Genomic DNA, 13,798 nt, shown 5'->3' with positions numbered 1-13,798 from the left:
CGGGAAGCCGCAAGGGGCATGGAGTCTCGCCACTCGGCGATCTGCGGCTGGTCATGTAGCATAGGGGCGCGCAGCGGCCAAACGGGATCAGGAGAAGCCGGTCCGGTTTGCCCAGTTGCGAAAAGGCGGGGGGATGGCTGAGGGCGATCCGCGCGAGATGGAAGGCGTCCGCGACGTGCCGGCGGTTGTCCGCGCGCGCCGCTTTCTCGTCCCGGCTGCGTTGGGTCCGGGCTTCCGCGCCACCGTGGCGCTCGACAGGGTACGCCTTGCGTACGGTGCCTGGCTGGAGCGCGAGATCGAGGCCGGGCGCGGCTTTCCCTGGTTGCCTGTCGCGTTCGGGATCGGTTCACTGATCTATTTCGCGCTCCCTTCGGAGCCATCGATCGTCGCGCTCTCGCTGCTTGCCGTCCTGCTCTGGGCTATGGCGATCACGCGCCGGCATCGGGCGACGTCGGTGCGGTTGCTGATCGTGCTGGCGATGGCGGCGAGCGGCGGCGTTGCAATCAAGCTTCGCACGGACTTCCTGGCCACTCGGGTGCTCGACCGACAGGTGACCGGGACGGTGACGGGCTGGGTCGAGGAGCGCAAGGCACGGCGCGGCGGCTATCGCCTCACGATCCGTGTCGAAAGCCTCGACGCCAGGCGTGTCACGACCATACCGCAGCGCGTCAATGTGACGGTGCGTGGCAAGGCGGTGCCGAAGGTGGGCGAGGGGATCCAGGTCCTGGCGCGGCTCCGGCCCGCATCCGGCCCCGTGCTGCCCGGCGGCTACGACTTTGCCCGCGATTCCTTCTTTCGCGGTATCGGCGCGACCGGCTTTGCCTATGGAGCGGCGCAGCCGGCCGACATCGGTCCCGCGCCGCTTTCCATCCGGCTCCGCGAGCCACTGGAAGCGGTTCGCGAGGCGATCCGGGCCCGCATCGTTGCCGGACTCGACGGCGAGAGTCGCTACATCGCCTCGGCGCTGATCATCGGCGACGCCGGTGGGCTGGCGGAAAAGACCGAGGATGATCTGCGTCTCTCCGGGCTTGCCCACGTGCTCTCCGTCTCCGGTCTGCACATGGTGCTGGTGACCGGCGTCGTGTTCTGGAGCGTGCGCGCGGGGCTGGCGCTTGTCCCGTCGCTGGCACTGCGGCGACCGATCAAGAAGTGGGCGGCCATCGCGGCGTTGCTGGTCAGCGGCTTCTACCTGCTGATCTCCGGTCTCGACGTCGCCGCGCAGCGCTCCTTCATCATGACCTCGATCGCCTTCCTCGCGATCCTTCTGGATCGACGAGCCATCTCGATGCGCAATGTCGCGCTCGCCGGGCTGGTCGTCCTGGCGATCTCGCCGGAGAGTATCCTTTCGGCCAGCTTCCAGATGTCGTTTGCCGCCACCATCGCGCTCGTCGCCGGCTTCGAGATGCTGTCGGATCGCCGCCGAAACAACCCCGTTCCGCGTTTGGGCGCCCGGAGCGGGGTGGCGGTTGCTTCGCGACGCCTGGCACTCTTCGTTGTCGGCATGGCGCTCACCTCGCTGCTCGGCGGCCTCGGGACGACGCCGTTCGCGCTCTATCACTTCCAGCGCATGGCCCCGCTCTCGATCGTCGCCAATGTCGCCGCCATGCCGTTGACCGACTTTCTCATCATGCCGTTCGCATTGCTTTCCGTGCTCGCCATGCCGTTCGGGATCGAGGCGTTGCCTCTCGCTGTCGTGCACTGGGGCATTGACGGCATGCTCGGTGTATCGGCGACCGTCAGCCGCTGGTCGGGCCAATCGGGCGGCGCGGCGATGCCCAGCGTGGCGGCGTTGCTGATTTTCGTAGCCGGCTTTGTCTGGCTGGCACTCTGGCGCGAGCGCTGGCGTCTGCTCGGACTCGCTCCCATGCTCCTCGGCACCGCGCTCGCGCTCTTCCCGGCGCGGCCAAGCATACTTGTGAGCTCGGACGGGAAGCAGTTGGCGCTGCGTGGCGAGGATGGCAACTATCGCATTGTCGCCCGAAAACAGGATCGCTTCGTCACCGACATCTGGCTGCGGTCCGATGGCGACGAACGAGACGCCAAGTCCGGCAGCGTCCTGCAAATCGGCGGCTGCGATGCGTCGGGCTGTCTCGGCAAATTGCCGGATGGAAGGCTGGTGGCGCTGGCGCTCGATCGGTCGGCCTTCGACGAGGACTGTCGGCGCGCCGCGCTCGTCGTGACGCCGCTCGCAGCACCCGAAAGTTGCGCGCAGCACACCGCTGTCATTGACCGCCGGATCTTGGAACGCTCCGGATCGATGGCACTGTCTTCGCACGAGGAAGGCGAACTGCAGGGACCGGGAACGGCGTCGGCTAACTCCGCCAGCTCTGGCTTTTTGGCGATGGAAGATGTCGATCCGGGCGGCGGCGCGGGCCTGCCAAGGACCAACGAGCCAATCCTCGCTGAGCCAGCTACAGACGACTCGCTGATGAATGAACCGGCTGCCAACGTACGCGAGCCTCCGAGCTCCTCACAGCGAGCGTCGGCGCGGAACGAGCCGGACAAAGCGGATACCCGGCTCAAAGACGTCGGATCTCCCGACGCGCCATATGAAATCCCGGCGGATAGGGAGACATCGTTCGACGTGGCGGTCGATCCTGTGCCGTCACGCTATGACTTGGTCGAGCGCAATGTCGACGACGAGGACGTGTTCCCGCCCGAACCATCGGCAGAGGCCGCGCCAGCTACCGCCACCAGGCCGCGCGATCCGCTTCTCGCCGACCGCTTTGAAGTCCGCACCGCCTATGCGCCGGTGCGACGGCCCTGGATGCCGCCTTATGAGGGCGATCCGCCCGATCAGTAGGTCCGCAGCAGGCCGACCAGCTTTCCTTGAATGCGCACGCGGTCCGGCCCGAAGATCCGCGTTTCATAGGCGGGGTTTGCCGCTTCCAGCGCGATCGAGGCGCCCTTGCGCCGCAGCCGCTTCAGCGTCGCTTCCTCCTCGTCGACCAGAGCCACGACGATGTCGCCGGATTCAGCGTTGTCGCTCTTGCGGATGAGAACCGTATCACCGTCGAGGATACCTGCCTCGATCATGGAATCGCCGCGCACTTCGAGTGCGAAATGCTCGCCGCCGCGCAGCATCTCCGGCGGCACGGCGATCGAATGGCTCTGGGTCTGGATCGCGGAAATCGGTACACCGGCCGCGATCCTGCCCATCACCGGAATGATCACGGATTCAGAGACGTCATGCATGTCGTCTTGCGGGCGGGACTTGCCGAGGCTGCCTTCGATCACGCTGGGCGAGAAGGCCTGCTTCTTCGGCCGAGACATGGCGGGGGTCATGGTCTCGGGGAGACGGACGACCTCCAGCGCGCGGGCCCGGTTGGGCAGGCGGCGGATGAAGCCGCGCTCTTCCAGCGCCTTGATCAGGCGGTGGATGCCGGATTTCGAGCGTAGATCCAGCGCATCCTTCATCTCGTCGAAAGAGGGCGGAACGCCCGCTTCCTTGAGCCGCTCCTGGATGAACATGAGGAGTTCATACTGCTTCCGGGTGAGCATATCGATCTCGCGCTGGGGGCATTGCCAAAGGACTGTCGCGGTACCCCAGATGACCCAATCACAAGAGGATAGTCGAGGCGGGAATCATCAAGGCACAAAACGCGAACAGAATAGCTGTTCCCCATGCGTTCTGCAACCCGGCGCCGATTTGGCTCTCCGACAGGGTGCGTCCGTTGGTGCCACGATGGAAGCGCCGAGCCCGTGCTTTCGCCCGATCGTCCACCCGGCGGGGAAGAATTGGCCAGCCATGGGGAAGCCAGCTTGATTGAGCCACCCTGATTCCGGGTTGCACGGAAAGCCTTCTCGCCCGGGCGGAAATCCGGCGCAAGTTTTCAGCCCTGACATTCCGTAAAGGAAGGTTGTGGCGACGCGATCGCGCTTCAACCGGCAGCAGCAGGCGATTTGCGAGTGCTTCACGAGATGTCGTGGCGAGGCGTCAAATTTATTTTCTCTTGGAGATCGTATCCGTTTCGTTTTGTGTCCGATTATGACAGGTGATCTTTTCTTCAAATAGAAAGGCTAGAGCACTGTGATGGATGATCTATCAAGAATATGGCGTTCAGGCTGCAGATTTGTGGCAAGATATTGTCGTATTTGACACGATTGGACTATGACCTTATGGTCATGTTCATCAACTGACATGAGGTTCTATCCAATGATATTCAAATCCGGTGGCATTGCCGCCGCGATCGCCGTTGCGTTTTTGTCCGCGACGAGCCATTCCGCGCTTGCCCAGGAAGCCGATACGCAAGCCACTGAAGCCGCCAGTTGCGGCACTGACAAGACCATCGATATCGCCGAGATGACCTGGCCCTCCGCGGCCGCCTTGGCCCATATCCACGCCATCATTCTGGAGAAGGGTTTCGGCTGTAACGTCGAGATCGTCACTGGCGACACCGTTCCGACATCGTCCTCGATGTTGACGCGCGGCAGCCCGGCGATCGCCCCCGAACTCTGGACCAGCACAATCCAGGAGCCTTGGGCGAAGGGCCTGGCCGACGGCAATGTCGTCGAGCTGGCCAACGCCATCACCGACGGCACCGTCGAGGGCTGGTTCATTCCGCGCTATGTCCAGACCGCGCATCCGGACATCAAGACCGTCCAGGACGTGATCGGCCGTCCCGAGCTGTTCAAGGATCCCGAGGATAGCAGCAAGGGCCGTCTCTATTCCTGCCCGCCGGGCTGGGCCTGCGAGATCTCGACCGGCGCGCTGTTCGAGGCGCTCGGCATGAAGGACAAGGGCTGGAACCTGTTCTCGCCCGGCTCCGGCGGCGCGCTCGACGCCTCGATCGCCCGCGCCTTCACGCGCGAAGAGCCAATCCTGTTTTACTACTGGGGTCCGACCGCCATCCTCGGCAAGTATGACGCCGTGCAACTCGACCTTGGCCCGACCAAACCCGAGGTCTACGAGTGCAACACCAATCGCGATTGCGACAAGGCGCCGGAAGTAACCGCCTATCCGTCCTCGCCGGCCGTCGTCGGTACGGCGAGCTGGATCAAGAGCGACGCGCCAAACGTCGCCGGCTATCTCGCCAAGGTCGGCCTGACCAATGCCGAGATCAGCGAGATCCTCGTCTACGGCGACGAGAACAAGGCTGACGCCGCCGCAACGGCGCAGAACTTCCTGAAGACCAAGGAAGACCGCTGGACCAGCTGGGTCCCGGCCGCCGTGGCCGAAAAGGTCAAGGCCAGCCTCAACTAAAATCGCTTCCAGAGGCGAGCGGACGGCCGGGGTCATCCCGGCCGTTTCCGTTTGGCCGTTTTGCTTTTCCCCGGCTGCGCGGCCGGGCGGGGCGCTTGCCTGCCTGCCGCCATCCCGGATTTCCCCGCTCGCGCGGGGCTTATGAAAGAACCAAATGTTCCCTCAACTGATTGATACGCGGCCCTGGCGCCGCGCGGTCGATGACGGCCTGAACTGGGTCGTCCGTCATTGGGGCGGCACCTTCGAGGCCGCCGCCCATCCGCTCTTGATGCTGCTGAAGGCGATCGAGGACCTGCTGATCGCGACGCCCTGGTGGCTTATCATTGCGGTGCTGACCGGTATCGCCTGGCTCGCCACGCGGCGCTGGCCGCTGCCGGCCGTGGTGTTCGCGGCGCTGATGTTCCTCGGCATCATGGATCTCTGGAAGGACGCCATGACGACCATGGCGTTGATGATCACGGCGACGCTGGCGGCCATCCTGGTTTCGATCCCGGTCGGCGTCTGGATGTCGCGCTCGCTTCGCATCCGCCAGATCTTCGCGCCAATCCTCGACCTGATGCAGACGTTGCCGAGCTTCGTCTACCTGATCCCGACTGTGATGATTTTCGGTCCCGGCAAGATCCCGGCGGTGATCGCGACCATCGTCTATGCGGCGCCGCCGCTGGTGCGGCTGACCGATCTCGGCCTGCGCTCGGTCGATCCGGCCGTGCTGGAGGCAAGCCGCGCCTTCGGCACCAATCCGCGCCAGCGTCTGTTCGGCGTGCAGATCCCGCTCGCCCTGCCGACGATCCTCGCCGGCATCAACCAGACGACGATGATGGCGCTCTCCATGGTGGTGATCGCCTCGATGATCGGCGCTGGCGGCCTCGGTTATCAGGTATTGCAGGGCATCGGTCGGCTGGAAGTTAGTCGTGGCCTGTTCGCCGGCCTCGGCATCGTCGCGCTCGCCATCATCTTCGATCGCATCACCCAGGCATTCGGCCGCCAGTTGCAGGCCCGGATCGGCATGCAGGAGGCGCGCTAATGTCGGATATTTCAGTGAAACCCGATCTCGCCATCGCCATGCGCGGTGTCACCAAGATCTTCGGTCCCGACCCGGAAGGGGCGCTGGCGCTGCTTCGGGCCGGAAAGTCGAAGACCGAGGTCCAGGCCGAGACCAACCACGTCGTCGGCCTCGACAATGTCTCGCTCGACATTGCGGCCGGACAGATCTTCGTCGTCATGGGGCTTTCCGGCTCCGGCAAGTCGACGCTGATCCGCCACGTCAACCGGCTGATCGAGCCGACGGCCGGCGAAATCCTCGTCCATGGCGACGATGTGCTGAAGATGAGCCTCGACCAGCTGCGTACCTATCGCCGGACCAAGGTGGCAATGGTGTTCCAGAAGTTTGGTCTGCTGCCGCATCGCTCCGTCATCGACAATGTCGCCTATGGGCTGGAAGTCCGGGGCGTCGGCCGCAAGGAGCGCCTGGAGACGGCCGCGAAGTGGATCGAGACGGTCGGCCTCGCCGGCTACGAGCATTCGCGCACCCGCCAGCTTTCCGGCGGCCAGCAGCAGCGCGTCGGGCTAGCGCGGGCGCTGTCGATGGACAGTGACATCATCCTGATGGACGAGGCCTTCTCGGCGCTGGATCCGCTGATCCGCTCCGGCATGCAGGACCAGCTGATCACGCTGCAGAAATCGCTGAACAAGACGATCCTGTTCATCACGCATGATTTCGACGAGGCGCTGAAGATCGGCGATCGCATCGCGGTGCTGAAGGATGGCGCGTTGCAGCAGGAGGGCAAGCCGGAGGACATCGTGCTGCGGCCGGCGAACGAGCATATCGAGGAGTTCGTGCGCGAGGTGAACAAGGCGCGCGCCATCCATGTGCGCTCGATCATGGAACGCGGCGCGACGGAGCCGTGCGAACAGTCGGTGTCGATGGACGCGCGCTGCGAGGACGTGCTGCCGCTGTTCGCCGAGCATCAATGGGTCGGCGTCGTCGATGGCGAAGGCCAGCAGATCGGCCGCGTCACCGCCAAGCAGGTGATCAAGGCCCTGGCACGTCATACGCCGGGCGTCGGCTGATACCGAAAAAGCCGAGGGGCGCTGGTCGCCCCTCGCACGTTGGCGGAGTGGTCAGGCCTTCTGCGCCCGTGCGCCCAGTGACCAGAGCACGCCGAACGGGTCGCGCAACTGGCCGTAGCGGTCGCCCCAGAATTGCAGGTCGAGCGGCATGGCGACTTCCATGCCGGCATCGATCGCCCGCTGCCACCATGTATCGATGTCGTCGCCAAGCTGCAGGTGCAGCGTATAGCCCTGCGGCTTTTCCAGCGGATGGCCGTATTCCTCATACGGGTCGGCCAGCATTATGGAGCCGCCATTGATGTAGAGGTGGATGTGCATGGTCCGCCCCTTCTCGTCGACGGGAACCCGCATCACTTCCTGCGCGCCAAGCGCGCGCTGGTAGAACTCGGACGCCTTCACGGCGCCGCCGACGCTGAGATAAGGCGCTACGCCGCTCAGCACCTTGGGCATGTTGGCGAAGGCGTTGGTCTCGTCGGTCTTGGTATCCATTGTCGCGTCTCCTCATACGGTCGTGGAAAGCGGGTGCCCAAGGCAGCCGTCATGATCACGACGAGCGGGGAAGGGTGGATTCGACAGAGGCGGACGGATTTTTTCCGATACGGGGCGCTGGTCGGTGGATACCGAAAGCAAGACCCTCACCCAACCCTCTCCCGCGAGCGGGCGAGGGCTTTTCCGCCGGCGTGGTGGGGAGGGCGACGTTAGAATTTCGCCGTTTTGCGTAGATCTCGGCAGGCAGACGGGGCGCGTTGCGCGCCCTCTCCCGCGCGCGGGAGAGGGATGGGGTGAGGAGCTTTCGGTCTCACCCGGATGGTTCTATGCGGCCTCAGATATCCTGGTTCTGCGGCAGGATGACGAGGTCGCGGATGGTGGCGTTGGGCGGGCGGGTGACCATGAACACCAGAGCGTCGGCAATATCCTCCGAACGCAGGCCCTCATGCGCCTCGGCGCGGCGCTCGATCTCGGCCGGATCCGTAATTCCCCAGAGTTCGTTCAGCACGATGCCCGGCGACAGCGCGCCGATGCGGACATTGTGCGGCCCGAGCTGGCGGCGGACGCCGTGCACGAAGGACTGTACCGCGTGCTTGGTGGCCGAATAGACCGGTTCCCAGTGGATCGCCTGGTGGCCGGAGATCGACGAGGTGACGACGATGTCGCCCGAGCGACGGGCGATCATGCCCGGCAGCACGGCGCGGACGGTGCGGAACACGCCGTTGACGTTGACGCCGATGACCTGGTCCCATTCGTCCGGGTCGCCCGTGGCGACGTCGCCGGTGACATAGCTGCCGGCGTTGGCGAACAGGATGTCGATCCGGCCGAAATGCGCTTCCGCCTTGGCGACCATCGCCTCGACATCGGCGGCCTTGGTCAGGTCGGCGGGAATGGCGATCGCGTCGCCGCCCAGTTCCTTCGCCAGCGCCTCCAGCTTCTCGGCCGAGCGCGCGACCAGCACCAGCTTGGCGCCCTCGGCAGCGAAGCGACGCGCCGCGGCGCGGCCGATGCCGGAGCTGGCGCCGGTCACAATCATCACCTTGCCGGCAATCGAAACGGCCATGGTGTTTTCTCCCATAATGTCCAGAATTCAGCGGACGGTGTAGCCGCCGTCGACGAGCAGGTTGGCGCCGTTGACCATCGCCGCGCCTTCGCTGGCGAGGTAGAGCGCGGCATAGGCGATCTCTTCCGGCTGCGCGAAGCGGCGGGTCGGGATCTCGGCGCGGGCGCGCTCGCCCTTTTCGCCGGCCCAGCCGACCTTGGCCAGTTCGGTCTCGACGACGGTCGGCGAGATGCAATTGGCGGTGATGCCCTTCGGGCCCCATTCCAGCGCCATGCAATTGGTCATGCCGAGCAGGCCGGCCTTCGAGGCCGAATAGGCGACATGGCCCTCGATGCCGATGACGGCGGCTTGCGAGGCGATGGTGACGATGCGGCCATAGCCGGCGGCGATCATGTGGCCGGCGACCTCGCGCGAGAAGATGTACGGCGCGCGCAGGTTGACGGCGAGCTGCAGGTCCCAGCTCTCGGTCGTGGTCGCCTCGGCCGGGGCCAGCGTGCCGATGCCGGCATTGTTGACGAGGATGTCGATCTTGCCGAAATGTGCTGCGACCTCGGCGACGGCGCGCTCGATCGCGGAAGCGTCGGTCACGTCGCCCGTCCAGCCCTTGTGCGACGCGCCGAGCGAGGCGGCGAAATCATGCACCGCCTCGTTTTTGTCGAGTAGGGCGAGGGTAGCGCCATTGGCTGCGAACAGGGTCGCGAGCGCGCGGCCAATGCCGCCGGCCGCACCCGTGATCAGCGCGACCTTGCCGCTCATGTCGAACGGACGGGTCAGATCGGCGGTAAACGCCTGATTGGCAGACATTCTGTTTCCTCCCAAAGCCGCTCCGAACCTCATGTCCGGGAGGGGCGCATGGCTGATCGCCGCTCGTTCGTGGCGGCGCGTTTCATCAAACTAGCCCCGCTCCCCGCTTGAAAGCAAGTTTGTTTGCTGCTACTGCCAACAAATAAGCGATGATGAAATCGCAGAGCATGTCGACCCGGCCGGAAGTCGGTACGGCGATGGAACCGTGAGGAAACGCTGATGAAGAAGCTTGGCATTCATTCGTTCGTCTGGACCGGCGGCACGACGCAGGAAGACCTCGAGGGCGCGATGAAGAAGTCGCATGACCTCGGCTACGGCCTGATCGAGTTCCCGCGCCTCGACCCGAAGAAGTTCGACGTCAACTGGCTCGCCAAGCGGCTGCAGGACTACGGCCTCAAGGTCGTTGTCACCATGGGCCTGCCGCTCGATCACGACGTCTCGTCGGAAGATCCGGCCGTCGTGAAGCGCGGCGAGGCTCTGCTGGCCGAAGCCATCTCGATCACCCGCGATCTCGGCGGCTCGAAGCTCGGCGGTATCATCTTCTCCGCCCACACCAAGTATCAGAGCCTGCCGACCCAGAAGGGCTGGGACAACAGCGTCGCGGCGCTCGCCCGCGCTGCTGACATCGGCAAGGCTGCCGGCGTCTCGATGAACCTCGAAGTCGTCAACCGCTTCGAGAGCAACCTGCTCAACACCACCGCGCAGGGTCTCGCCTTCATCGAGCAGTCCGGCTCGGACAACATCTTCCTGCACCTCGACACCTTCCACATGAACATCGAGGAAGCGGATCCTGTCCAGGCGCTGCGCACCGCCGGCAAGAAGCTCGGCTACTTCCACATCGGCGAGAGCAACCGTGGCTTCCTCGGCTCCGGCGTGATCAACTTCTCGGCGATCTTCGACGCGCTGCTCGAGATCGACTACCAGGACTGGATCACCTTCGAGAGCTTCTCGACGGAAGTGGTCGACAAGGACCTGTCGATCACCTGCGCGATCTGGCGCAACACCTGGACCGACAATGTCGAGGTGGCTCGCCTGGCCAAGGCCTATATCGAGGCTCGCATCGGCGAGTCCGCCCGCAAGGCCGTGACCGCTCGTTCGCTCTGATTTAAGGGCAGGGGGCGGCTGACCCCTGGCTGCCCCGAATAGCGGTTCGTCCTATCCCTCCTCCCGGGGGCGAACCGCACCTTGATGGATGGCGCCTGTTATGGCTGCCATCCATCCTTTCCGGGTTTTTCCCGGCCGGCGAGCCGTCCGGATGTTGGCGCCGAACCCGATCCTGGCCGCGGGGAGGGAGGTCGCCATTTCGGCCAATCTTCTTGTTTTTCAGTTTATTGCGTCGCCTGGTGCAAGCGATGCGCGAGATGATTTCATCTTACTGGCCGCCTTGTGTTTCGAATTTCAAAATACCTTCATTCGCCCGCCGACATATCCTGACGGCAGGTTGACTCCGCAAAACCAGACAAATATGTTTGGTGTCGCAACGAACAAAAAGAATGGGAGCCATAGAGCTCCGATCAACCGGGAGAAACGTCGTAGTGGCCGAGCCTGCCTCCCTTGGTGAGGGCAAGCCGGAACAGGCGCATCACGTCCTTGTTCCGCCAGCCTCCATATCGCAGACCGTGTCCGAAAAGGGCGTCGTCAACGATGCGGATCTACTCCTCGCCGCCACCAGCATTTCCAAGGCATTCGCCGGCGTTCCGGCGCTGGTCGATGGGCGTATCCGACTGAAGCGCGGCAGTGTCCATGCGCTCTGCGGCGGCAATGGCGCCGGCAAGTCGACCTTTCTCAATATCCTGATGGGCCTGCACCGCGCCGATGCCGGCACGGTCATGGTCAAGGGCAAGGTCGTCCATTACAGCTCGGCCGCCGAGGCGCTGGCCGACGGCATCGCGATCATCACCCAGGAGCTGAGCCCGGTCCTCGACATGACCGTGGCCGAGAACATCTATCTCGGTCGCGAGCCGCGCCGGATGGGCTGGTTCGCCGACAAGGCGAAGATGGAAGCGGATGCGGCTGCTCTCTTCGCCCGTCTCGGCTTCGACATCGACGCCCGCGTCACCATGCGCTCGCTCTCCGTTGCAAAGATCCAGCTGGTCGAGATCGCCAAGGCGATCAGCCGCGAGAGCGACATCCTGATCATGGATGAACCGACCTCGGCGATCGGCGAGAAGGAAGCGGCTACCCTGTTCGCCGCGATCCGCTCGCTGCAGGATCAGGGCGTCGGCATCATCTATGTCTCGCACCGCCTGACCGACATTTTTTCCATTGCTGACAGCTACACGGTGTTCCGCGATGGCCGCTTCATCGAGGCGGGCGATCTTGTCGATATCGACCGCCAACGGCTGATCTCGCTGATCGTCGGCCGCGACCTGCGCGACCAGGAAGCCCGTGCCAGCACCAGCACCGGCGAGCCGATGATCTCGGTTTCCGGCTTCGCCCTCCACGGCCAGTTCGAGGATATCTCCCTCGATCTCGCCAAGGGCGAAATCCTCGGCCTGTACGGGCTGATGGGCGCCGGCCGCAGCGAGTTCGCCAACGCGCTTTACGGCAACGCGCCGAAGGATGCCGGCACGGTCAAGATCGAGGGCAAGCCGGTTGAGATCCGCTCGCCATCGGACGCGCTTTCGAACGGCATCGCCATCGTTACCGAGGATCGCAAGGAGACGGGCCTGGTCCTGACTTCCAGCGTGTCGGAGAACGTGGTTCTCGCAGCACTCGACCAGTTCTCGAAGCTGGGCTTCGTCGACGGCAAGAAGGTCGCGGCGAATGTCGACGCGCAGATCGCCCGCTTCCGGATCCGCACCGCCTCGCGTGACCTGCCGGTCCAGAGCCTTTCCGGCGGCAACCAGCAGAAGGTCGTGCTGGCGCGCTGCGTCGAGACCGAGCCGAAGATCCTGATCTGCGACGAGCCGACCCGTGGCATCGACGAGGGCGCCAAGCGGGAGGTCTATGCCTTCCTCTCCGCCTTCGCAGCTGCCGGCAATTCCGTGCTGATGATCTCTTCCGAAATTCCTGAAATTCTCGCCAACGCCGACCGGATCCTTGTGTTCCGGCGCGGGCGGATCGCGGGCGAACTCAAGGGCGCGGCTGCGACCCAAGAGGCGCTCGTCCATCTGGCAAGCTGAGCGACCGAGGCGCCTCCATGTCAACCGAACTCACCACCACCGCCGGCGCTGCCGGAGCCCGAAACCAGGCGATCGGCCGGTTTCTGTCGCGCTACGGCATCCTGCTGTCGTTCATCATCCTGTTCGTGATCCTGTCGTTCGCGCATCCGAACTTCCTGTCGAGCGGAAACCTGATGAACGTGCTGCGGCAGGTGTCGATCAACGGCATCCTCGCCATCGGCATGACCTTTGTGATCCTGACCGGCGGCATCGATCTTTCGATCGGCTCGGTGCTGGCGCTGACCGGCGTCGTCGCCGGCAGCCTTGTCACCGGCGCGGATCCGTATAATCCGGCCATCGCCTTCTTCGCCGCCGTTGGCGTCGGCGCGCTGTTCGGCGCCTTCAACGGCACGCTGATCGCCCGCTTCTCGGTGCCGGCCTTCGTCGTCACGCTCGGCATGCTGTCAATGGCGCGCGGCGCGACGCTGCTCTATTCGAACGGCAGGCCGATCCCCAATCTGAGCCCGGAATTCCGCTGGCTCGGGCAGGGCTTCATCGCCGGCATCCCGGTCCCGGTCATCATCTTCGCGATCGTCTTCATCGCCGCCTGGATCACGCTGCGCTACACGGTCTATGGCCGCTGGATCTATGCCGTCGGCGGCAATGTGAAAAGCGCCAAGACCAGCGGCATCCCGACCCGCACGGTGATCTTCTCGGCCTATCTGCTGATGGGCGCGCTGGCCGGTCTCGCCGGCATGATCCTGACGGCTCGCACCACCTCGGCGCTGCCGCAGGCGGGCCTCGGCTACGAACTCGACGCGATCGCCGCGGTCGTCATCGGCGGCACCTCGCTGACCGGCGGCGTCGGCTCGGTGGTCTACACGCTGATCGGCGCGCTGATCATCGGCGTCATCTCGAACGGTCTCGATCTGATGGGCGTGTCGTCCTACTACCAGCAGATCATCAAGGGCGCGATCATCGTCGTCGCCGTCCTGATCGACCGCTCCAGAAACATGAATCCTTGATGGGATCCGCGTGCCAGCCACGCGGGAATACAGAGCTATG

General features: G+C 64.6%; 12 protein-coding genes. 8 read left to right on the top strand and 4 right to left on the bottom strand.

From position 1 onward, the window contains the following. Nucleotides 1–133: 133 nt before the first annotated feature. A complete protein-coding gene (locus tag OSH12_RS10865) occupies nucleotides 134–2,803 on the top strand; it encodes a ComEC/Rec2 family competence protein (protein WP_266343562.1) in 2,670 nt (889 codons plus the stop codon). On the opposite strand, the gene lexA is transcribed toward OSH12_RS10865, so the two are convergent. Further along, nucleotides 2,797–3,501, bottom strand: coding sequence for a transcriptional repressor LexA (gene lexA, locus OSH12_RS10860; protein WP_266343561.1), 705 nt, complete (start codon nucleotides 3,499–3,501; stop codon nucleotides 2,797–2,799). The two genes, OSH12_RS10865 and lexA, sit on opposite strands and share 7 nt — an antisense overlap. Nucleotides 3,502–4,156: 655 nt before the next feature. Between lexA and OSH12_RS10855 the strand changes: the two genes are divergently transcribed. The 3 genes from OSH12_RS10855 to OSH12_RS10845 all read left to right on the top strand — a co-directional run bounded on the left by OSH12_RS10855 (nucleotide 4,157) and on the right by OSH12_RS10845 (nucleotide 7,273). After that, nucleotides 4,157–5,203, top strand: a complete 1,047-nt coding sequence (locus tag OSH12_RS10855) for a glycine betaine ABC transporter substrate-binding protein (protein WP_266343560.1) — start codon at nucleotides 4,157–4,159, stop codon at nucleotides 5,201–5,203. A 154-nt stretch (nucleotides 5,204–5,357) separates the two neighbouring features. Continuing rightward, nucleotides 5,358–6,227: an ABC transporter permease gene (locus OSH12_RS10850; protein ID WP_266343559.1), complete on the top strand. Its 870-nt coding sequence runs from the start codon at nucleotides 5,358–5,360 to the stop codon at nucleotides 6,225–6,227. Next, nucleotides 6,227–7,273, top strand: coding sequence for a quaternary amine ABC transporter ATP-binding protein (locus tag OSH12_RS10845; RefSeq protein WP_266343558.1), 1,047 nt, complete (start codon nucleotides 6,227–6,229; stop codon nucleotides 7,271–7,273). Before OSH12_RS10850 ends, OSH12_RS10845 begins: the two co-directional genes overlap by 1 nt. A gap of 51 nt (nucleotides 7,274–7,324) precedes the next feature. On the opposite strand, the gene OSH12_RS10840 is transcribed toward OSH12_RS10845, so the two are convergent. The 3 genes from OSH12_RS10840 to OSH12_RS10830 form a co-directional block, all read right to left on the bottom strand. Then, nucleotides 7,325–7,762, bottom strand: a complete 438-nt coding sequence (locus OSH12_RS10840; RefSeq protein WP_266343557.1) for a VOC family protein — start codon at nucleotides 7,760–7,762, stop codon at nucleotides 7,325–7,327. Between the two features lie 334 nt (nucleotides 7,763–8,096). Beyond that, complete coding sequence (locus OSH12_RS10835; protein ID WP_266343556.1) at nucleotides 8,097–8,825, bottom strand: SDR family oxidoreductase; 729 nt, start codon at nucleotides 8,823–8,825, stop codon at nucleotides 8,097–8,099. 27 nt (nucleotides 8,826–8,852) lie between these two features. Continuing rightward, the gene (locus tag OSH12_RS10830; protein ID WP_266343555.1) at nucleotides 8,853–9,629 is read right to left on the bottom strand and encodes a GolD/DthD family dehydrogenase; all 777 of its coding nucleotides are present in this window, start codon (nucleotides 9,627–9,629) and stop codon (nucleotides 8,853–8,855) included. Nucleotides 9,630–9,848: 219 nt separating this feature from the next. Between OSH12_RS10830 and OSH12_RS10825 the strand changes: the two genes are divergently transcribed. From OSH12_RS10825 to OSH12_RS10810, 4 genes are all read left to right on the top strand, one after another. Beyond that, complete coding sequence (locus OSH12_RS10825; RefSeq protein WP_266343554.1) at nucleotides 9,849–10,733, top strand: sugar phosphate isomerase/epimerase family protein; 885 nt, start codon at nucleotides 9,849–9,851, stop codon at nucleotides 10,731–10,733. Between the two features lie 100 nt (nucleotides 10,734–10,833). Beyond that, nucleotides 10,834–11,190, top strand: a complete 357-nt coding sequence (locus OSH12_RS10820; protein ID WP_266343553.1) for a hypothetical protein — start codon at nucleotides 10,834–10,836, stop codon at nucleotides 11,188–11,190. Further along, complete coding sequence (locus OSH12_RS10815) at nucleotides 11,165–12,754, top strand: sugar ABC transporter ATP-binding protein (protein ID WP_323180640.1); 1,590 nt, start codon at nucleotides 11,165–11,167, stop codon at nucleotides 12,752–12,754. The genes OSH12_RS10820 and OSH12_RS10815 overlap by 26 nt, the downstream gene beginning before the upstream one ends. A 17-nt stretch (nucleotides 12,755–12,771) precedes the next feature. After that, on the top strand, nucleotides 12,772–13,758 hold the full coding sequence (locus OSH12_RS10810; protein WP_266343552.1) for an ABC transporter permease: 987 nt from the start codon (nucleotides 12,772–12,774) through the stop codon (nucleotides 13,756–13,758). Nucleotides 13,759–13,798 lie beyond the last annotated feature (40 nt).

Origin of the sequence: Kaistia terrae (assembly GCF_026344005.1) — a bacterium.
Taxonomy (GTDB): Bacteria; Pseudomonadota; Alphaproteobacteria; order Rhizobiales; family Kaistiaceae; genus Kaistia; species Kaistia terrae.
This window is presented reverse-complemented; position numbering and strand designations above follow the sequence as displayed.